At 64.7% G+C, this 21,068-nt stretch carries 17 protein-coding genes; 8 read left to right on the forward strand and 9 right to left on the reverse strand.

The annotated features are described in order from the left end of the window. Positions 1-25 precede the first annotated feature (25 nt). The 3 genes from HPC46_RS25245 to HPC46_RS25255 form a co-directional block, all read right to left on the reverse strand. Positions 26-256 carry an MbtH family protein gene (locus HPC46_RS25245; protein WP_179474931.1) on the reverse strand — a complete coding sequence of 77 codons (231 nt, stop codon included), beginning with the start codon at positions 254-256 and terminating at the stop codon, positions 26-28. A 275-nt stretch (positions 257-531) separates the two neighbouring features. Continuing rightward, entirely contained in the window at positions 532-1,800 is a 1,269-nt protein-coding gene (locus HPC46_RS25250; protein ID WP_179474932.1) for a glycosyltransferase, read from the reverse strand. Between the two features lie 13 nt (positions 1,801-1,813). Then, entirely contained in the window at positions 1,814-2,539 is a 726-nt protein-coding gene (locus HPC46_RS25255) for a class I SAM-dependent methyltransferase (RefSeq protein WP_179474946.1), read from the reverse strand. Between the two features lie 101 nt (positions 2,540-2,640). On the opposite strand from HPC46_RS25255, the gene HPC46_RS25260 reads away from it, so the two are divergent. From HPC46_RS25260 to HPC46_RS25290, 7 genes are all read left to right on the forward strand, one after another. Continuing rightward, positions 2,641-3,141 (forward strand): DUF2505 domain-containing protein, encoded by a 501-nt coding sequence (locus tag HPC46_RS25260; RefSeq protein ID WP_179474933.1) that lies wholly within the window; start codon positions 2,641-2,643, stop codon positions 3,139-3,141. A gap of 73 nt (positions 3,142-3,214) precedes the next feature. Further along, the gene (locus tag HPC46_RS25265) at positions 3,215-5,419 is read left to right on the forward strand and encodes an acyltransferase family protein (RefSeq protein WP_407665564.1); all 2,205 of its coding nucleotides are present in this window, start codon (positions 3,215-3,217) and stop codon (positions 5,417-5,419) included. 89 nt (positions 5,420-5,508) lie between these two features. Further along, positions 5,509-7,707, forward strand: coding sequence for an acyltransferase family protein (locus HPC46_RS25270; RefSeq protein ID WP_179474934.1), 2,199 nt, complete (start codon positions 5,509-5,511; stop codon positions 7,705-7,707). Between the two features lie 45 nt (positions 7,708-7,752). Next, positions 7,753-8,796 carry an NAD-dependent epimerase/dehydratase family protein gene (locus HPC46_RS25275; RefSeq protein ID WP_179474948.1) on the forward strand — a complete coding sequence of 348 codons (1,044 nt, stop codon included), beginning with the start codon at positions 7,753-7,755 and terminating at the stop codon, positions 8,794-8,796. Between the two features lie 126 nt (positions 8,797-8,922). Beyond that, positions 8,923-9,852, forward strand: coding sequence for an efflux ABC transporter ATPase subunit, DrrA-related (locus HPC46_RS25280; protein ID WP_179474935.1), 930 nt, complete (start codon positions 8,923-8,925; stop codon positions 9,850-9,852). Next, entirely contained in the window at positions 9,849-10,604 is a 756-nt protein-coding gene (locus HPC46_RS25285) for an ABC transporter permease (RefSeq protein WP_179474936.1), read from the forward strand. Before HPC46_RS25280 ends, HPC46_RS25285 begins: the two co-directional genes overlap by 4 nt. Next, positions 10,601-11,401 (forward strand): ABC transporter permease, encoded by an 801-nt coding sequence (locus HPC46_RS25290; protein ID WP_179474937.1) that lies wholly within the window; start codon positions 10,601-10,603, stop codon positions 11,399-11,401. The genes HPC46_RS25285 and HPC46_RS25290 overlap by 4 nt, the downstream gene beginning before the upstream one ends. 2 nt (positions 11,402-11,403) lie before the next feature. Here HPC46_RS25290 and HPC46_RS25295 read toward each other — a convergent pair whose 3' ends face one another. The 6 genes from HPC46_RS25295 to HPC46_RS25320 all read right to left on the reverse strand — a co-directional run bounded on the left by HPC46_RS25295 (position 11,404) and on the right by HPC46_RS25320 (position 19,052). Next, positions 11,404-12,681, reverse strand: coding sequence for a glycosyltransferase (locus HPC46_RS25295; RefSeq protein WP_179474938.1), 1,278 nt, complete (start codon positions 12,679-12,681; stop codon positions 11,404-11,406). A gap of 24 nt (positions 12,682-12,705) precedes the next feature. Then, a complete protein-coding gene (locus tag HPC46_RS25300; RefSeq protein WP_179474939.1) occupies positions 12,706-13,980 on the reverse strand; it encodes a glycosyltransferase in 1,275 nt (424 codons plus the stop codon). Beyond that, positions 13,977-15,206 carry an acyltransferase family protein gene (locus HPC46_RS25305; protein WP_179474940.1) on the reverse strand — a complete coding sequence of 410 codons (1,230 nt, stop codon included), beginning with the start codon at positions 15,204-15,206 and terminating at the stop codon, positions 13,977-13,979. Before HPC46_RS25305 ends, HPC46_RS25300 begins: the two co-directional genes overlap by 4 nt. 13 nt (positions 15,207-15,219) lie before the next feature. Next, the gene (locus tag HPC46_RS25310; RefSeq protein ID WP_179474941.1) at positions 15,220-16,209 is read right to left on the reverse strand and encodes an NAD-dependent epimerase/dehydratase family protein; all 990 of its coding nucleotides are present in this window, start codon (positions 16,207-16,209) and stop codon (positions 15,220-15,222) included. 47 nt (positions 16,210-16,256) lie between these two features. Beyond that, positions 16,257-17,639 carry a nucleotide sugar dehydrogenase gene (locus HPC46_RS25315; protein WP_179474942.1) on the reverse strand — a complete coding sequence of 461 codons (1,383 nt, stop codon included), beginning with the start codon at positions 17,637-17,639 and terminating at the stop codon, positions 16,257-16,259. 132 nt (positions 17,640-17,771) lie between these two features. Continuing rightward, positions 17,772-19,052 carry a glycosyltransferase gene (locus HPC46_RS25320; protein WP_179474943.1) on the reverse strand — a complete coding sequence of 427 codons (1,281 nt, stop codon included), beginning with the start codon at positions 19,050-19,052 and terminating at the stop codon, positions 17,772-17,774. Positions 19,053-19,182: 130 nt separating this feature from the next. Here HPC46_RS25320 and HPC46_RS25325 point away from each other — a divergent pair, with 130 nt between their 5' ends. Beyond that, positions 19,183-20,820 carry a GMC oxidoreductase gene (locus HPC46_RS25325; RefSeq protein WP_179474944.1) on the forward strand — a complete coding sequence of 546 codons (1,638 nt, stop codon included), beginning with the start codon at positions 19,183-19,185 and terminating at the stop codon, positions 20,818-20,820. The last annotated feature ends 248 nt before the right edge of the window (positions 20,821-21,068 follow it).

The following is a 21,068-nucleotide window of genomic DNA, read 5'->3' on the forward strand; positions in this document are numbered from 1 at the left end:
AGACTCCCAGACCCAAACCGTTGAACTAGTCAGACGCTCGACTACCTGCCAACCGGTCACGCAGGCTCTTCGGCCGGATGTCGGGCCAGTTCGCTTCGATGTAGTCCAGACAGTCCGCGCGGTCGGCTTCACCGTGTACGACCCGCCAGCCGGCAGGCACATCGGCGAACGTCGGCCACAGGCTGTGTTGCTCCTCGTCGTTGACCAAGACGACGAAACGTCCCTCATCGTCATCAAACGGATTGGTGCTGCTCACCGGGTCTCCCGACACTCTCGTCAATTTGGGTAGAACAAGTTCCAAACCATACTTCGTGGTGTGACCCATGTCATGAAGTTGGGTGTGACTCACATCACCGATAGCTACCTTTTGTACACCCGCGCTGTCGAGTGACAGTGGTGGCCACGGATTTCTCTCAGATGGCATGCTTCGGTTCCCCGGAGAGGCATTTCACCTCCAGGACGCTGGAGAGCCGATATGACGTCAGATTGCGCCTACAGTCGTTAGTGGCGCGAGCCAGCAAGCACCCGACGTCAGCTGTAGCGACCCCGTCGAGCGAACTCCTCCAGCCGATCGGCGGTGTCCGCAGCGCTTTTCACAGGTTCGGTGATCCGGGAGGCGAGCTCGCGGGCCCTGGCGACGTAGTCGAGAGCAAGGATGGCGCGCAAGTCAGCCACCAGCGTCTGCTCGGTCACCGTGGAAAACCGCCGGGCCGTGCCCACCTTCAGCCGCTTGACCGCCGTCCCGTAGATCGCATGAACCATGTCCCAGAAGAGGATCAGCTGCGGGATACCTGCACGCATGACGATCGGCGTCGTGCTCGATCCCCCGTGGTGAACAACGGCGCGGCAAGCCGGGAAGACGGTCGCGTAGTTCATCACGCCGACCACTTTGACTCGCTCGGAATGCGGGGCGTTGCTGAAGTCGGTCCCTGCGGCGCCGACCAGCGCGCGTTCCCCCAGCCGTGCGCACGCCGCGTCGATCATCGCGATCGTGTCAGCCGGCGATTCGACCGGGATGCTGCCGAAGCCGAAAAAGATCGGTGGTGTTCCGGCCTCAATCCACGACATGATCTCGTCGTCGTCAGCGGTCGCCAACTCAAGCGTCAGCGTCCCGACGAATGGCCGCTGGACCTCGAAGGGCGCCCACTCGGCCCCGAGGCCGGGGAAACACGCCTCGTCGTATGCCTGGACTTCCAGCGATCCGCGTTCGGTGATGCGCCTAGGCGCCGACCGGGTCGCCTTCGGCAGCCCCAGCTCGCGCCGCTGGGCGTCTTCGGACTTCTTCGTGCCGCGCCACGACATCCACCAGAACGCCCTGACGACCGCACGGCCCAGCGCGGCCGGCAGAAAAGGCAGGACCCGCGCGTTCGGCCGCAGCGGGAAGTAGTGCAGTGTGGCGAACGGGATGTCGTAGTACTCGGCGACATTCGACGCAGCGTCTTCGAAATTGATGCCACTGAATATCAGGTCGGCGCCCTCGGCCAGCGACATCAGTGTTGCGCTCATGTCCTGCCAGCCCTGGAAAAGGGGTCCGGTTATTTCACCGCGCGCCTTTTTCATCTTCCGTAATTTCCAGGGTGGGGTGAAAAAGCACGTCCAGTAGTCGCGATGCGCGTCGAGAATCGACCGCGAGTTGGGGCCGAAACCTATCGAGTCGGGCACCGCCGCCTTGCTGAATTCGACCAGATCCGGCGGAACGGCCAGGGACACGTCATGCCCGCGGCGCACCAGCTCGCGCCCGACGGCCGCAGTGGGCTCGATATCGCCGCGGCTACCCCAGGTTGCCAGCACGAACTTCATTGGAAGGGCTGACCTACCGGGCGCTGCTCATGGCGAGGAACTCGCCGAGGTACCGGGGTGGCTTCAGGTTGAGTAGACGGGTGCGATCGGCCTTGAGATCCGCGTAGGTGAGCGCCTCGACCTGTTCCGGGGAGTACGGCAGCGTCGTCTCGGGCGATCCCTTGCGGACGAACCCGACGCCCTGATCGCACTTGAGCACGCCGACCAGCAGGTCGGGCCGGGTGCTACGGAGTTCGACGATCGCTTTCCAGACGTCGCCATTCCAGATGCCGATCTTCAACGGACCTGACTGCTGCGCCATGAACTCGTCCCACGACTCTGCCCGGCGGCCGGCCAGCTCGAACGGCGGGTTGCAGTCGTGCAGGAAGATCACACCGTCGTCCTTGAGATGACGCACAGTGTTCTCGACATCGCGCACCACCTGCTCGTAGGTGTGCAGTCCGTCAATCAGTGCGACGTCGACCGGGTGCTGTTCGAGCAGCGCCTTCTCGTTTTCGAAGAAGGCGTCGCTGGTCGTCTCGAAGTACTCGACGACTCGCCCCTTGGCGTTGGCCAGATCACGAGTGCGTTCGGTCAGCCGGAACGCGGGGTCGACTGCGATCTTCACGTCGGCACTGATCCGCTGGAAGGCCTGTCCGCGGGACACGCCGATCTCCAGATAGACGGGGTTGGACCGCATGGCAAGCGCCTGCTGGACGGCCCTGATCCGGTTCACACCTGGCATCGCGTCCGCCAACATGACCAGACCCTGGTTGATATTCACGCGAGGTTCCTACCACAAAAGGGTTGTGCAACATGGGGGTTTCGGGCAGGCGGCCGGCAGCGTAAGAATGTTCGGCTATGTCGCGTTCATTCCAGATCGTCAGCGAATCAGCAGCAAGTGTGGACCAGATTCATGCTGCGTTCGGACGTGAGGATTACTGGGCTGACCGGCTGGCGGGCGACGCCGCGTCGACGCTGGACTCGCTGATCGTCGACGCCGACGGTGTGGTCGACGTGCACATCACCCAATACCTGGGTCGCCAGATGTTGCCGGGGCTGGTGGCCAAGGTCGTTACCGGCGACTTGAGACTCCAGTACCGCGAGACCTGGCGTGCGGCCGGTGACGGCCGAGTGCGCGGCGAGGTCAATGTGTCGGCGTCCGGCGGACTCGGATCGAGCCAGGCGGAAAATTGGCTGGCTCCGGCAGGTTCTGCTTCACAGCTGCACTCCGCGGTGCGAGTGGAGGTCAAAATCCCCTTGGTGGGCGGCCAACTCGAGAAGTCGATCGGTGCAGGTCTGACCAAGAGCATCCCGGCGACGCTGCGCTATACGACCACATGGATCGCCCAACACACCTAAAGCACCCCTTATTGACGGACGCGAATGTAACAATGCCTCGACCATCAGACGCGTCCGCTCAGTAAGTAGGTAGGTGATCTTGCGCCAGGCGCAGAGCGTTAGCCCTACCGAGACCCCGCCAACTGCGCGCTCAGAGCAGAAGACATTCCGCGCGGACATCGAGGGCTTACGTGCCGTCGCGGTGCTTGCGGTCGTCTTGTTCCACGCTTCGGTTCCCGGGATCGGTGGCGGCTACGTCGGCGTCGACGTGTTCTTCGTGATCTCGGGATTCCTGATCACCGGACTGCTCTGGCGGGAGGTGAGCGGAACCGGCACCGTGCGACTGCGCAACTTCTACGGCGCCCGTGCGCGCCGGCTCCTGCCGGCCTCGGCTGCCGTCGGCACCATCACGATGATCGCCTCGGCAATTCTGTTGCCGCCGTTGCTGTCTCGGTCCGCAATCGGCGACGGCATCGCCAGCGCACTGTACGTCAGCAATTACCAGTTCCTGCTGCGAGGCGTCGACTACTTCTCCAGCCACGTGGCGATGTCACCATTCCTGCATTACTGGTCGCTCGGCGTCGAGGAGCAGTTCTATCTGGTCTGGGCGCCGATGCTGCTCGGCGCCGTCTGGCTCGTGCGGCTGGCGCGACGAGCGCGCCGTCGCCCGGCAATCGGGGCGACCGCGTCCAGGCGCCCGTTTATCGTGCTGCTGACGCTCGTCGTGATCGTGTCGTTCGCGCTGTCGTTCCTGGGGAGCTACATCCTGCCCGCCGCGGCGTTTTATTCGCTACCCACCCGGGCGTGGCAGCTGGGTATCGGCGGACTCGTTGCGCTGACCGCCGTTGGATGGCAATGCCTTTCACCGCGAATCGCCGCAACCATGAGCTGGGCAGGGCTCGGCCTGATCGTGCTGGCCTGCGTATGGTTGACCCCGACCACGGTGTACCCGGGAGCCGCGGCACTGCTGCCCACGCTGGGCGCTGCCCTGGTCATCGGCGCCGGGTGTGCCACGCCGACGCAGGGTGGTGGGCGCCTGCTCGGATTACCGCCGATGCGCGCAATCGGGCGCATCTCCTATTCGTGGTACCTGTGGCACTGGCCCGTCCTCGTTCTCGCCCCGTTCGCGCTGGGCCATGCACTCGGCTTGGCCGAACGGATCGCCGGGGCTCTGCTGTCCGCCGGGCTGGCGTGGCTGACCCTGCGTTATCTGGAAAACCCGCTGCGATTCGCCCCAATGATCCGCAGCTCAGGCTGGCGCAGCCTCGGCATGGGAGCGGTAGCGACCCTGATCGCCGTCGTTGTCGGGGTCGGACTTCTCAAAGTGGTGCCCACCCCGGTCGGGCACGGCGCCGCCGCGACACCACCAAAGTTCACTGCGGTGACCGTCCCTGCGGGCGCCTCCCTCGACGCTTACGACGCCGCGGTACGCCAGACGTTCGCCCAGGTGCAGGCGGCGATCGCGGGATCAGCCGACGTCAAGTCCGTCCCTTCGAACCTCACCCCAGCGCTTCTGGAAAGTGTCGCCGAGAAGAAGGCACTGGCGTTCGGCGGCTGCCTGCGTGAACCGTTCGAGAGTGGACAGCCCGAATGCGCAATGGGAGATCCGTCGTCGTCGACTACGGTGGCCCTGGTCGGTGACTCCCACGCCGCGATGTGGACCCCGGCATTCCAACAGGTCGCCACTCAACGGCACTGGCGTCTCGAGCTGCTGGCCAAGGGGGCCTGCCCGTTGCTGGATGCGCCGATCAGCAATCCGCTGAGCCGGCTCGCCGAACACTTCGCGCATTGCGGGGAATGGCGAAACGAAATCCTGCGCCGGCTGGAATCCGAGCGGCCACGGCTGATCGTGCTGAGCCTGTGGCATGGCTACGGGACCACCGAATCTCTTTCGGGCTACCGGGCATTCGACACCGCGTGGATTGACAGCTTCGGCCGTCTGGTTCAAAGGTTGCGCGCGACGGGCGCGCAGTTGCTTGTGCTGGGCCCGATCCCGGATCCCGGCTTCCACGTGCCAGTCTGTCTGTCGGGGTATATCGATGATGTTCCGGCGTGCACCCCCGCCCGGTCGACTGCGGTCAACGAAGATGGCATCGCCGCCGAAGCCGCCGCCACTGAGGCGGGCGGTGGTCGCTATGTCGACACCACCGATTTGTTCTGCACTGCCGAACGCTGCCCGGTGATCGTCGGCAACACCCTGGTCTACCTCGACGAGAACCACATGTCATTGGAATGGTCGCGGGCGTTGGCCCCGGTGGCGGGAGCCTTGGCCGACCGCGCGCTCGCCCACAACGAGTAGCGAGCAGATCCCGAAACCACCACTCGCGCCTGCGCCCGGGTGTAAGAATGCCTCGACTCAATTGACGTGTTCGCTGATTTAGCAGGTAGGTGACATTGGCCCACGCCGACAGCCTCAGGGCTAGCGAAGGACAGCAAAGTCGGCGCTCCGAACAGGACTATTTCCGCCCGGACATCGAGGGCTTACGTGCCATTGCCGTGTTGGGCGTCGTCATGTTTCACGCTGCAATCCCCGGCATAAGCGGCGGCTACGTCGGTGTCGACGTGTTCTTCGTCATCTCGGGCTTCCTGATCACCGGCCTGCTCTGGCGCGAGGTCAGCGGGACCGGATCGGTGCGGCTGCGCAAGTTCTACGGGGCTCGCGCCCGCCGATTGCTGCCCGCGTCGGCCACGGTCGGCGTCATCACGATGGTCGCCTCGATCCTGCTGTTACCGCCGCTGCGGATACCGACTGTCCTCTATGACGGCATCGCCAGCGCCCTCTACGTCGGCAACTACTGGTTCATTCTCGACAACATCAACTACTTCTCTGACTCCCTGTCGCCGTCACCGTTCCTGCACTACTGGTCGCTGGGCGTCGAGGAGCAGTTCTATCTGGTGTGGGCACCGCTCATCCTCGGTACCGCCTGGGTGATCCGACGGTTCCGCCGGAACAGAGCGCGGGCCATCGCGTCATCCCGGGGCCCCTATCTGGTGGTCCTCGGACTCGTCACGGTCCTGTCTTTCGCCATGTCACTGCTGATCACCTACGTCGTGCCGGCGATGGCGTTCTTCTCGCTCGCCACGCGCGCGTGGCAGTTGGCCGTCGGCGGGTTGGTGGCGCTGACCGTGATTCGTTGGCAACGTCTCTCACCCCGGACGGCGGCAATCGCCGGTTGGGCCGGGCTGGGCATGATCGTGGTTGCCTGCGTGTGGTTCACCTCCGCGACACCGTTCCCGGGTACGGCCGCTTTGCTGCCCACCCTCGGGGCGGTGCTGGTGATCGGCGCGGGCTGCGCGACCCCCGCGCAGGGCTGCGGGCAGTTCCTGAGCACGTCGCCGATGCGTGCCATCGGCCGGATCTCATACTCGTGGTACCTGTGGCACTGGCCGGTGCTGGTGCTCGCACCTGCCCTGCTGGGTCACGCCTTGGGATTGCCCGAACGGATCATCGCAGCGGTTCTCGCCGCCGGGCTGGCCTGGCTGACCCTGCGCTATCTCGAGAACCCGCTGCGTTTCGCCCCGAGAATCCGCGACTTCCCTTGGCGCAGCCTCGGTCTCGGCGCGGTGGCCACGGCGATCGCGGTCATCGTCGGCCTGGGCCTGTTGAAGGTCGTGCCCACCCCGGTCGGACCCGGCGCGCCCGCGAACGCGGTGGTCTTCACTCCCACCGGGGCGTTGGCCGCTGGTTCCGACATCCGCGCCTACGACGCCGCCGTCGTTCAGACCGTCGCCCAGGTGCAGACGGCGCTCGCGGCCGCACTCGAGGTCAAGGCCGTCCCGTCGAATCTGAATCCGCCACTGTCCAACCTGTCGGGGGAGCAGCGGAACATCACCTACAACGGCTGCCTGCGCACACCGTACGAAAGCGGACAACCTGACTGCGTGATGGGCGACATCACGTCGTCGACCACCGTGGCACTGATCGGCGACTCGCACGCCGCGATGTGGATGCCGGCATTCCAAGAGCTTGCCCCGCAACGACATTGGCGACTGCAGCTGATGGCCAAAGAAGCCTGCCCGATCATGGACGTGGCCGTCGGCACCGCCTTCCGTCGGCTGATCGAATCCTTTCAGTTCTGCGAACAATGGCGCGCCGAGGTCCTGTCCCGGCTCCAGGCGCAACCACCCCAGCTGGTCGTGGTCAGCGCGTTTCGCGGATATGGCTTCGACGAAGAGATGACCGGATTCAAGGCCTACAACCCGGCCTGGATCGAGAGCCTGACGCGACTGGTGCGGCAGCTCCGCGACATGGGCTCGCAGGTGCTGGTGCTGGGACCGATCGCGAGCCCGCATGCGAATGTACCGATCTGCCTGTCCGGCAATCTCGATGACGCGACGGCCTGCGCGCCGTCCCGGTCAGCCGCGGTCAATCAGCCCGGCGTGACCGCCGAGGCCACCGCCACCACCGCAGGCGGCGGTCAATACGCCGACCTGTCCGATCTGTTCTGCACCGCGGAACGCTGCCCGGTCGTCGTCGGCAACACGTTGGTCTACATGGACGTGAGCCACCTGTCCATCCCCTATTCCCGGCAATTGGCACCGGCCATCGGTGCGCTGACTGACCGCGCGCTCGCTCGCGGTCACTGATCAGGAGGCTCTACCGTGTCCGCAATGCCCAACATTTCCAAGACGGTGCTCATCACCGGCGGGGCGGGATTCATCGGGTCCACGCTCGCGCGACGTCTTGTCGAGGCCGGCTACGACGTCGCCGTGATGGACATCCTGCACCCGCAAGTGCACGCCGCGGGCGCCCCGATCGATCTGCCGCGATCGGTGCGGTTGTTCACCGGAGATGTCACTCACGCGCCCGACTGTGATGCAGTCCTGCGGCTGTTCAAGCCGTCCCAGATCGTCCACCTGGCAGCGGAAACCGGCACGGCGCAATCGCTTTCGGAAGCCAGCCGGCACGGTTCGGTTAACGTCGTTGGAACGACCCAGTTGCTCGATGCGTTGAGCCGCTGCGGACACGTACCCGACCAACTGGTGCTGGCGTCGTCTCGGGCCGTCTACGGCGAAGGCGCCTGGCAGTCGGGCACCGACATTTTCTATCCGCCGCCACGCAGTCACGCCCAGCTCGCCGCGGGGATCTGGGATCCGCAAGGCCCCACCGGCGATTCGGCGGTTCCGCTCGCGAGTAGCGCAGAACGCACCGAGCCCCGGCCCACGAACATCTATGCCGCAACCAAACTCGCCCAGGAGCACATCCTCGCGTCGTGGACGTCCGCCCACGACACCAAGCTCAGCGTGTTGAGACTGCAGAACGTCTACGGACCGGGTCAGTCCCTGACGAACTCCTACACCGGAATCGTCGCGCTGTTCGCCCGGCTGTCGCGGGAGAAGCAGGCCCTCGAGGTCTACGAAGACGGCCGGATCGTGCGCGATTTCGTCTATATCGATGACGTTGTCGAGGGGCTCTTCGCGGCGATCGAGAGTCCTGCGACGCCGTCACGCTATGTCGACATCGGGTCGGGTGTGCCGACAACCATCGGAGAGCTCGCGCAACAACTCGCGGCCATCTGTGGCGCCCCCGAACCGGTCGTCGTCGGGAAGTTCCGCGACGGTGACGTACGCGCTGCGCGGTGCGATATCGAGCCCGCCACAATCCAGCTCGGTTGGCGGCCCAAGTGGTCGCTCGAGGAAGGCATGCGCGCACTGCTCGATTGGATCGGCAAATAACCGATCGCCCGCCGAATCCCCTGATCAAAGCCCGAAGAGATAGGTCATTGTTTTGAGTTTCTCGGTTGCGACCAAGTCGTCGCTACTCGGCCCGAAGCCAATCCACTCACGCTATGGTCAATATCTGTGATCGAGCTTGACGGAGTAGCAAAGACATTCGACGGCGACGTCCTGGCATTGCAGGACGTGAGCTTTTCCGTCGGCACGGGCTCGATCTGCGCTCTGCTCGGCCACAACGGCGCAGGCAAGACCACCACGATCAACATACTGTCGACGCTGATCCGGCCGACCTATGGCCAGGCCCTGGTTGCCGGGTTCGACGTCGTCAAAGATCCTGGCAAAGTCCGCGCATCGATCGGCATGACCGGGCAGCATGCCGCACTGGACTGGCAGCTCAGCGGGCGAGAAAACCTGATCATGTTCGGCCGGCTGCACGGGATGCGTCGTAAAGATGCGCGCGCGCGAGCCGACGCGTTGATCGAGCAGTTCGATCTGGCGCATGCCGCCGACCGCCGCGTGGTCACCTATTCGGGCGGCATGCGGCGCCGGATCGATATCGCCGCCGCGCTCGTGGTCCCGCCGAAGGTACTCTTCCTCGACGAGCCGACAACCGGACTGGATCCGCGCAGTCGCCGCACGGTGTGGGATCTGGTGTCATCGTTGGCGTCCGACGGCGTCACGGTTCTGCTCACCACCCAGTACCTCGAAGAAGCTGACGTGCTCAGCGATGCGATCGTCGTCATCGATCACGGCCGGGTGATCGCAAGCGGCACGTCCGAAGACCTCAAGAGCCGGATGGGCTTCAGCTACTGCACGGTGAGTCCCGTGGATCCCGCCGACCTGCCCAAGATCTTGGCCGTGCTCACCGATCTCCAAGGCACCGAAGCCGACGAAGAGGCCAATACTGTCTCCGTCCTGGCGACGAGCGGCGTCGCCACGCTCAGTGAGGTGTTTCGCCGGGTTGATCAGCTCGACATCGAGCTGGCCGATATTTCCCTGCGCAAGCCATCCCTGGACGAGGTTTTCCTGCATCTGACGGGCAGCGTCACCGCGTGACCGCAGTCGCTGTTCTCACCGAGCGCATCGTTCGGGAAGCGCTCTATAGCGATTTGCCGTTCGCGGTGCTGGCGCCGGTCGGCAACTTTGTCATCTTCAATCTCGCGCTGCGGAATGTGATCGATACCGGCGGGATCACTTACGCCCAATACATTCTCCCGGTCATCCTCGTCCAGGTGACGCTGCTGGGAGCGCTGACGACCGTCGACCGTGCCGCTCGAGAACACAACTCTGAGCTCGGCGTCCGGCTCCGCACGCTGCCGCTGTCGACCTTGACCCCGCTGTCGGCCCGCATGTTGTACTGCCTCGTCCGGGCGGCGATCGCGCTGGTCGCCACGATCGGAATCGGGTACGCCTTCGGTTTCCGAATGATCGGCGGGCTCGGCTATCTGACCGCGTTCGTCGTGCTTGTCCTGATATTCACGCTGGCTCTCTCACTGGCCTCGGACGCCGCCGGAGTGTGGCTCTCCGGCGCGTCGATCGCCAGGGAGGGCGGCACCAGTCAGGTCCTGCTGGTGCCCCAATTGCTCCTCGTGATGCTGTCCACCGGCATGGCTCCGGTCGAGTCGTTCCCCGAGTGGTTGCACGGATTCGTGCAGTATCAACCGGTTTCGCTGATCACCGCGACGCTGCGGCAACTCACCGCGGGCGATATCGCGGTCGGCGATATCGTCAGCAGCTTCGCATGGTGTGTCGGGCTGTTCGTGGTGTGCGGCGTGCTGGCGATGCGTATGCAGAGGCGGACACCATGACCGCCGACGTACCGCTGCGGAGTTCACTCATCAACGAGAGTCTGGTGTTCGCGGGCCAGCTGCTGACCCACTGGCGCCGGGCGCCGGTGGTGCCGATCCAGTCGGTGTTGTTCCCGACGTTCCTCCTGATCACGTATTACCTACTGGTCGGCAAGTCGATATTGCGGATCACCGGTACGGACAGTCTTTACGGTCTGGTGCCGACCTGCGCGATCGCGGGTGCGTTTTCCGGAGCGATCGCGGCCGGTCTGACCATTTCCATCGAACGGGACGGCGGCCTGCTGAGCCAGCTGTGGGTATTACCGGTGCATCGCGCCAGTGCCATGACCGGCAGGTTGTTGGCCGAGGCCGCGCGGACGCTGGTCAGCACGATCCTGATCACCTTGGTCGGCGTCGCGCTCGGACTGCGCTTTCATGGCAGCTGGTTCGCGCTGATCCTGTTCCTCCTGGTGCCGGTGATGGTCGTGATCGTGTTCGCGATGGCGGTGATCGCACTTGCCGTGCGGGCCAAGGACGGCACCGTTCTGATCTGGCTGGGCTTGCCGGCCATCACCGCCGTGTTCGCGAGTTCCGGTTCCCCGCCAGTGGAATCCCTGCCGTCGTGGATGTGGCCGCTTCTCCGGTTCCAGCCGATGGAACCGATTGTCGAGACTATGCGCACACTCGCCCAAGGCGGACTGCCCTGGTGGCCACTGCTGTGGGGTGTGCTGTGGACCATCGCCGGAGCCGCGATCGTGGGACCTCTGGCCGTCCGCGGGTACCGCGCCGCTGCGGAATCCGGTGGCGCGCGGGGTTGAGCTCAACCGCGGCGCGAGATGGCGAACTTCTCGACCAGGTCGGCCGTGGCCGCAACGCTGTCGGCAGGCTTGGTCATCTGCGCGGCCAATGAGCTCGCTCGGGCCGCGTAATCCGGGGCGAGGATCTTGCGCAGGTCCGCAACGAGCGTTCGCTCCGTGGTTGCCAAAAAGCGCCGCCCCGTACCGACTTTCAGCCGTTTCAGCCGGCCTGCCCAGAACGTCTGATCGGGCAACATCCACAGGATCATCGTGGGTCGCCCTGAGCGAAGACCGGCGTTCGTCGTACCTGAGCCGCCATGGTGCACGATCGCGCGACAGGTCGGAAACACCTGCGCATAGTTGATCGTGCCGACGACTTTGACGTGGTCGAACTGCGGGACATTGCTGAAGTCGTTGGTACCGGCGCCGATCAGTGCCCGCTCACCGAGTTGCGCGCAGGCCCTGGCGATCATGGCGATGGTGTCGCCGGCCGGATCGATCGGCATACTGCCGAAGCCGAAGAATATCGGCGGCGTGCCACCGGCTATCCACGACGCGACCTCGTCGTCGGCGTCCGCCGGCATTTCCAGCGTGAGCGCACCGACAAACGGACGCAGGGGCGGTGACTGGTCATTCCAATGCGCCCATTCCTGCCCCAGCCCGGGAAAGCACACCGCGTCATAGGCCTGGATTTCCATTGCCCCGGATTCGGCGATCCGCCGCGTCCAGTGTCCCCGCGACTTCGGCAAGCCGAGGGCTTCGCGCTGGGCGTCATCATTGACCCGATGCCCCAGCCACGTCAGCCACTCAGATCCCGTCATGACCAGGCGGCCCAGTCGTGGCGGGAGAAACGGAAGCAGACGGCCGTTGGCGCGCAGCGGGAAATGTTGGAGCGTGGCGAACGGAATGCCGCACGCTTCTGCGACATTGGCGGCGATCCCTTCATAGTTCATTCCGGTGAGCAACAGGTCAGTGCCGCCGGCCAGTCCCAGCAGCGTCTGTCCTGCCGACTCCCGGCATTCGTCGATAGGAGCCGAGAATTCGCGGACCAATCGCCTCAGTTCGCGCGCGCGCCAAGGCTTGCTGAACAAGAGCTTGAAGTAGTCCTGGTGCGGATCGATGATCGATTGCACGGTGGGACCATAGGCGACTGCTGCGGGGCCGGCGGATCGCGCGAAGTCGACCAGGTCGGGCGCGACAACCAGGGAGACGTCATGTCCCCGTCGTACCAACTCGCGGCCGAGCACCGCGAAAGGTTCTACCTCGCCGCGACTTCCCCAGTTCGCCAAGACAAATCTCATCCGACCTGGATTCCTTTCAACTGCTCAGCTGCGGCACCGCGAGATGGCGAACTCTTCCACACGATCGGCTGCGACTGCGGCACTTTCGGCGGGGTTCGACATCTGGGATGCGACCTCGCGGGCGCGGTCGACATATTGCGGGGCGACGATCCGCCGCAGATCCGCAACTAGCGACTTCGTGGTGGTGCGCGAAAAGCGCCGAGCGGTCCCCACTCCCAACCGGTCGATGACGGCCCCCCACATCTGTCGGTCGGGTGCCGACCACAGAATGAGTGTCGGCACGCCGGCGCGCAGTGCGCCTGCGACCGTCCCCGCCCCACCGTGGTGAACGATCGCACGACACGTCGGAAAGATCGCGGCATAATTCATTCGGCTCACAACCTTGACATGATCGGCATGCGAATCGGTGCTGAATCCGCTTGAGCCAGCGCATATCAACGCCCGCTCCCCCAGCTGTGCACACGCTTCACTGATCATCGCCATCGTTTCAGCGGGAGACTTCATCGACATGCTCCCGAAGGCGAAACAAATCGGCGGCCTACCCTCGGCGATCCACGCGGCGACCTCGTGGTCGACCTGCGTCGCTACCTCCATGCACAGGGCGCCGACGAACGGGCGTTGATCGCGCCAGTCGGCCCACTCGTCCGCCAAACCGGGAAAGCACGCGTCGTCATAGGCCTGGAGTTCCAGCGATCCGCGGTCCGAGATCCGACGCGTGGCAGACCTGGAGTCCTTCGGCAGTCCGAGTTCGTGCCGCTGCTCCTTCTCGGCATTGCCGGCTGCGCGCGACGTGATCCACCAAAAGGCAGCCATTGTCGCCCGACCCAACGGTGCAGGCAAGAATCGCAGAAGCTGGCCGTTGGGGCGCAGCGGATAATAGTGGAGCGTGACCATCGGGACGCCGTAGTACTCCGCGACATTGTCGGCGAGGTCCTCGAAAACCTGGCCATGGAACAACAAGTCCGCTTCTCCGGCCACAGACATCAGCACGCTAGCGAGTTCCGACCGGCATCGTTTCTGGAACTCCCAGTCGTCGCGGTACATCTGTCGCTGACGGCCCAGCTGCCATGGACGGTGAGCGGATTCGCCCTTTTGGTTTGCTCCCGAATTGATCGCCAACGACACCTGGGAATCCGGCCCGTACGCAACGGCGGTGAACCCGGCCGATTCAGCGAAGCCGATCTGGTCAGGCGGGACGGCGACCAGTACCTCGTGCCCTCGGCGCACCAACTCGCATCCGACGGCGAGGCACGGCTCGACATCGCCTCGAGTTCCGTACGCTGCCAGCACGATTCTCATCGCGGCGTCTCCGGCTCCGGCTCCACTGCCAGACGTACGGCAGACGGCTCGTGCTCCCCCGGCGGTGCGCTGGGAGCGTCGGCCACGGCCCGCTTCCGCTGTTCGTAACGACGCTTGAGGGAAATCGCCGGCTTCTCGACCGCGAACCAGCTGACAGCCGCAAGCGGCACAGTAACGAGGGCGGCAATCAGCGCGAACACGACTGGATTCAGAAATGCGAGCCCGCAGATGACCAGCAGTTGCTGTATCGGCCACGCATAGACGTAGACGCCGTAGGACAGATCCGTGCGCAGTCGCCATCGTTTGTCGTGGATGAGTGCGCCCGTCACGATGACGGCGTAGGCCAAGGGAATGGCTGCCAGAACACGGTAATTGGGCAAGAAGCTCGCCGCCAGAACGATACCCACGCTCAGCACGACCAGCGACCACCGAGCCGGAAGCAGGTTGCGGACCTGGTAGATCAAGGCACCCGCCCAAAACATCAGTGCGAATCGCGCGACGATCGCCTGAACAAACAGCGCCGCGGTGGCCGGGTCCATGCTCTGCTGCGTCTCCGCCAGTTCCGCAAAGACACTCCACGCCGGCAGCGTTGCCGACCACACGAGCGTCAGCGCGAACAGCGCAGGTATGAACCACTTCCGGCGCAGCAGGCCGAGCACACCGAACACCGCGACAGCGATGTAGCACAGCACTTCCCAGATCAGTGTCCAAAGCGACCCGTTCCAGACGCCAGACACCGGAATACCGCTTGGTGTACCAGCGATACCCTGCTGGGTCAGCATCACTCCGAGGTTCCCGACGACGTATTCGATCGGCGCGCGCGACAGCAGCAACTTGCCGGGCGAGCCACCCTGGATGGCCACCCCGATCGGCGCGATGACAAACGCGGTGACGATCAAGCAGAACCACAAGCCGGGCAGGATGCGCAGCGCCCGGGCTACGAAGTACTCGCCAACCCGTGGGTGCCGGAACCAACTCCAGGTGATGAGGAACCCGGAGATCGCGAAAAATCCGTCGACCCATACGTCTCTGAGAAGCTGATGGACTGGTGCGAACGAGAGGTGTCGACCGGTGAGGAGCCAGGAGTGGTAGATGATGACGCCCGTAGCCATCGCAAATCGGCACGCATTGAGTGCGTTGCGCCGAGGATCGAACACGCTACCGAGGCTCTTGCCGCCGGCGACCGCGGGGTTGCTGTCAGCAGCGAGTCTGGGGTCGGTCGTCATCCGAAATCGATCCTTAGCCCAATTCTTTGAGGTACCACGGGTTGGCCCGCGCCCACTCGATGGTGCGGCGGATCCCTTCTTCGACGTCGACCAACAGGTGCCAACCCAGCTCCCGCTGCGCCTTCGTCGAATCCGGGATGCGACGGGGAATGTCCTCATAGCGGCCGCCGAAATGCGCTGCCGTGTCAACGGGTTCGGCGCTGGACACGCCCTCGACACCGGCAATCTTGATCGCCAGATCGACCGCCTCACGCATGGTCGTCTCGACCATGCTGCCGACGTTGAACGCCTCACCGATCGCAGCATCGCTATCGGCGGCCAGCAGGGTCCCGGCAACCGCGTCGTCGACGTAGGTGAAGCAGCGCGTCTGATCACCGGAGTCGTAGAGCAGCGGTTGACGTCCGTTGAGGATCCGGTGCACGGTCTGGGACACCACGAAGATCGGATTCTGGCGCGGCCCATACACATTGAAGTAGCGGACCACTGTCACCGGCAGTCCGTGGGCGGCGTGCATGGCGAAGACCAGATGCTCGGCCATTCCCTTGCTGGTGCTGTAGCTCCACCGCGCGGTCTTCGTCGAACCGAGGACACGGTCGTGGTCCTCGGCCCACGGCGGGTTGGGGTTCTTGCCGAACACCTCGGATGTACTGGCGAATACCACCCGAATTCCGTTGCGGTGGCTCAGTTCCAGGACGTTGCGGGTTCCGATCACATTGACGTCGAGAACCTGGAGCGGATCGTTCATGTAGTTCTTGACGCCGACGACCGCGGCGAGATGGAACACCGTGTCGACATCGGGTGTCAAGGCCTCTTCGAGCGCGGCCAGGTCAGTGACATCGCCTTGGACGAACCGGAAGTTGGGGTGGTTATCGAATTCGATACTGGTGTCACGGGTGTTCTTCGCGAAGTCGAAAATGGTGACGGTGTCGCCGCGTTCCAGCAACGCGGTCACCAAATGCGATCCGATGAAGCCGTAGCCGCCGGTCACGACGACATTGGACATAGTTGCTCTTTCGTTCTACGTACGGTGTGCGAATACCTGCCGGCCCCTTACCGGCCGATCCCCTTGTAGATGAACCCGGCCGCGCGCGCGGCCGCCGGGTCGAAGCTGTTGCGACCGTCGAGAAACACGCAGCCATCGGCCGCGAGATCGGCGAGGCGGACAAGCGGAATCTGGTGGAATTCACGATGTCCCGCAAGGACAACCAGGGCGTCGGCATCCTTGACCGCGGATTCGATGTCAGGGCTCAGCGGGACCTTCGTCACCGTATGTGCCTCCTCGTCCGGCACCCACGGGTCGTGGACGGACAGCTGGCATCCCGACTCTTCCAGCAACGCAACGACGTACTTGGTCGGGGTGAGCCGACAGTCACCGGTGTTGTTCTTGAACGCGATGCCCAGGACGGCGATCTTGCTGTCCTCGATCGTCTTGCCTTGATCGGCGAGCAACTGGGTGAGCAACCCGTAGGTGTAGCTGGGCATCGTGTCATTGACGGTCCGAGAGGTCTTCGGCACGTGCAGATCCAGCCCGACGGTCTCACCGAGGTGGTTGACGAACCACGGGTCCTTCGTCAGGCAGTAGCCGCCGACACCCATGCTCGGCATCAGGATGTTGACGTTGTGGGTGCCCTTCGGCATCGAGTTGGCCGCGGCGATGACCTGCAGTACGTCCATGTCGAGCCGGTCGCAGACCTTGGCCAGTTCATTGGCCATCGCGATATTGAGGTCGATCCAGAGGTTGTCGGCGAGCTTGACCATCTCGGCCGTCCGTGGGTCCTCGACGATGATGGACTCCAAGCCGAGGGCGTGGCGCCAGAGCGTGGCGCAGCTGCGTGCGCTGCGTTCATCGACGGCGCCGACCACGACGGGAATCGACGTCAGCTCCCGGATGGCCTGTCCTTCGGCCAGGCGCTCGGGGCAGAACGCCAACCCGAAGTCGACCCCCGCCGTCAATCCGGACGCCTCTTCCAGAATCGGTCGCACCAGGGTTTCGGTGGTGTCGGGCGGGACGGTGCTCTTCAGAATGACGAGGTGGCCGGGGCGCAGGTGCTCGCCCACCGCCCGCGCCGCCGCCTTGATGTCATCGACGATGGGCTCGTAGTCCGGGCCCAGTGGTGTCCCTACGGTGACGATGACGAAGTCGTTGTCGGCGATCACGCTGAAATCGGGGGTGGCACGTAGCCGGCCGACCTTGACGCTCTCGGCGACGAGCTCGCCAAGTCCTGGCTCTGGAACGCTCGTTCTGCCCTGGTTGATCTCGTCGACGACATTCTGTCGAACGTCGATACCGGTGACCGGCCAGCCACGGTCAGCCAGAACGGCGCCGATCACCGTACCGATGTAGCCAAAGCCCACGACCGCGATCCCGGACCGCATGCCGCGGACCAAGAGGTCGATCTCAGCATCGCTTCGCCCGAACGCGCCTCTAGCCATTGCCGTTCTTAGCTCCTTCAACTACCCCGTGCGCGTCCTGGATCGAGCCGGGCCTCACGACCAGCGGGTCGCTGCGCAGCCTATCCAATATTGACGGCCTCGACCTCAAATTCGGGCGGCCGGCAAAAGTGATCAGGCACGACACTTCAGGCGCGCAAATTCCTCGACACGGTCGGCTGCAGCAACGACGGCGTCGTCGCGTGTCGTCATCCGCGGGGCGATCTCGCGAGCCCGTGCCGCGAATTCTGGGGCCAGAATCCGGCGCAAGTCCTTCACCAGCGATTTCTCGGTGGTGGTCGAGAAGCGGCGCCCCGCTCCGACCTTGAGCCGTTTCAGCTGAGCCGCGAAGAACGGCTGGTCAGGCAGCGTCCAGAGCACTAGTTGAGGAACTCCCGCGCGCAGGCACGCGGCCAGCGTTCCTGAGCCGCCGTGGTGCACCACCGCACGGCAGGACGGGAAGATCGTCGCGTAGTTGACCTGGCCGACGACCTTCACGTGATCGAAACTCGGGGCGTCGCCGTAGTCAGTGCCGCCGGCTCCGACGATTGCGCGCTCCCCCAGCTGGGCGCACGCTGTAGCGATCATCGCGATCGTGTCGGCAGGCGATCCGATCGGAACGCTGCCGAAACCGAAGAAGATCGGCGGCGATCCCTCGGCGATCCACGCTGCCACCGCCTCGTCGGATTCGGTCGGCGACGCCATCGCCAGCGCACCCACAAATGGCCTATTGACTGGCCGATGGCGATTCCCCTTTGCCCATTCGGCCGCCAGCCGGGGAAAGACCAACTCGTCGTACGCCTGGATCTCCAGCGAACTCCGATCCGCGACCCGACGCGGCACCGGGCCGGCCGCCTTGGGTAGCCCCAATTCGCGGCGCTGCGCGTCCTCGCCCTTGCGGGTCCCGCGCCATGCGGTCCACTCGTTCACGGTCATCGCCATGCGACTCAGGGGCGCCGGAAGCAACGGCAGCAGTTGCCCGTGCACGCGGTAGGGAAAGTAGTGCAGGGTGACCAGCGGGATGTCGTAGGCTTCCGCCACGTTGGCGGCGGGCTGCTCGAAGATCAGCCCGGTGAGCAGCAGGTCGGCACCCTGGGCCGCCGAAGCCAGGTTCCTGGTCATCTCCGCCCAGCATGCTTGCGCGAACTGCGCGGTCTCGGCGGCCATCCGGTTGAGCTCCTTGAGCTTCCACGGCGTGCGTCCGTAGAGAGTGAAGTACCGCCACTGCAGCTCGAGGATGTCGGTGGAGTCCAGCCCGTAGGACACTGCCGGGAGACCGGCCGCCTCGGCGAAGCCGACCAGGTTGGGCGGGACGGCCATGCGGATGTCGTGCCCCCGGCGCAGCAGCTCGCGACCGACGACCACGGCGGGCTCGATATCGCCGCGACCGCCGTAGCTCGACAGCACAAGTTTCATCGCGGGCCATTATTACCGGTTTTTTGACGAGCCAGTAAGCGTTCGGCCATGCCGTCGGCTCAACGTTGATACGATCCCGAATCGCCGAGCCCAGGCCGATCTTTGGGCCATCACGCTGAGGAGCTCGATTTTGGCTGACGGCGCATTGACTGCGCGCGAGACGGAACGCATCGAGTGGGACGTGATCGTCGTGGGCACCGGTATGGGCGGCGGGACGCTGGGATACCGGCTCGCCCAAGCGGGCCGACGAGTGCTGTTCGTGGAAAAGGGGCGCTCGACCCTGCCGGGGACGCCGGGAACGATTCGATCGGCGATGCCGGAGTTGGCCGACCCGATGTCCACCCGTTCGGCGCACAGCTATTTCGACGCGCTGGCCCGTGGCGGACGCTCGACCGACGAGGTCGAGGACATCAGTGGACGCTCCCCGAAAACGTTCGTGCCGTTCATCGGTGGCGGAACCGGCGGGTCCTCCGCGCTCTACGGCATGGTGTGCGAGCGATTCTTCGCTCGGGACTTCACCCCTCGGCAGAACTTCGCCGACCCGGGCGAGTCCACCGTGCCGGAGGCCTGGCCGGTCACCTACGACGAGATGCGCCCCTGGTACGCCGAGGCGGAGAAGCTGTTTCGGGTCCGCGGGCAGCCCGATCCGCTGCGACCAGATGCGGGCGTCAATCTTCCTGATGCGCCGCCATTTTCGGCCGACAACAGGCCCTTGATCGACTATCTGATGGGTCTCGGTCTGCATCCTTATCACTTGCCGATGGCCTGTGACTACGCCGCCGACTGTGCCACGTGTCAGACCTACCTCTGCGCCCAGTCGTGCAAGAACGACGCCGCGCGAAACTGTGTGCTGCCCGCCATCACCGACCATGGTGCCCAGCTGGTGGCCGAATGCCGCGTTCTGCATCTGGAAGCCGACCGCACCGGGGTGCGACGGGTGATCTGCGAACACGCCTCCGGCCGGCTGACCTTGAAGGCGAAGGTGGTGGTGCTGGCCGCCGGCGCGCTGGCGACGCCCGTGCTGTTGCTCAATTCCCGGTCTGGCGATTGGCCGCGCGGGCTGGCCAACGGCTCAGACATGGTGGGCCGCAACCTGATGCGCCATCTCCTCGACCCAGTCATGCTCTGGCCGGAGCCGGGCTCCGCAATCACCGCCGCCAACAAGGAGATCGGGCTCAACGACTTCTACTTCCATCAGGGCCAGAAGTACGGCACCGTGCAGTCGTTCGGCGCGATCCCGCCGATGGAGTGGCTGCTCAACCGTCCCGGCCCGCAGGCGAAGGCGCTGCGCCTGATGCGGCCGGCCGTGCGCCGGGTCTACGAGAAGTTCTTCACCGGCGGACTGATCCTGGCCGCGATGATGGAAGACCTCCCCTACCGGGACAACCGCGTGCTGCCATCCGACCGTCCCGGCTCCGACGGCCGCCAGCGAATGAGAATGCAGTACCGGCTGCACGCGAACGAACGCGACCGCCACGCGGAGTTCCTGCGACTCTTCAAAGACGTGCTGAAACCGTTTCGCACCCGCAGTCTGGGTAGCGGCACAGAGAACTCGAACATGGGCCACGTCTGCGGCACCTGCCGATTCGGTACCGATCCCGCGACCAGTGTGTTGAACGCGCAGAACCGCGCGCACGACCTGGACAACCTTTACGTGGTGGACACCTCGTTCTTCCCGTCCAGTGCCGGCCTGAACCCGAGTCTGACGGTGGCGGCCAACGCCCTGCGGGTTGCCGCCCATATGAACCAGGCGCACTTCGCCACCTGACCTATCGCGTAGGTCCTAGTCTGTCCGGAAACCTGGAGGTGAGAACGTTGGGAGTCGTTGATAGCGGCACCGTGGGCCGGACCAACCAGACTGTTGATCGTACGAACATCCACCGGATCTGGAGCAATGATCAGAACCTGTGGATGACCCTCGGTGGGGCGGCATGAAAGTGGGCGCACCTTCCCGGGGATGATCTGAAGTCCAAGGTTCTCTGATCAAGACCGGCGTTGACGCGCTGGTTGGGAAGG

The organism is Mycolicibacterium vinylchloridicum, from assembly GCF_013404075.1.
GTDB lineage: Bacteria > Actinomycetota > Actinomycetes > Mycobacteriales > Mycobacteriaceae > Mycobacterium > Mycobacterium vinylchloridicum.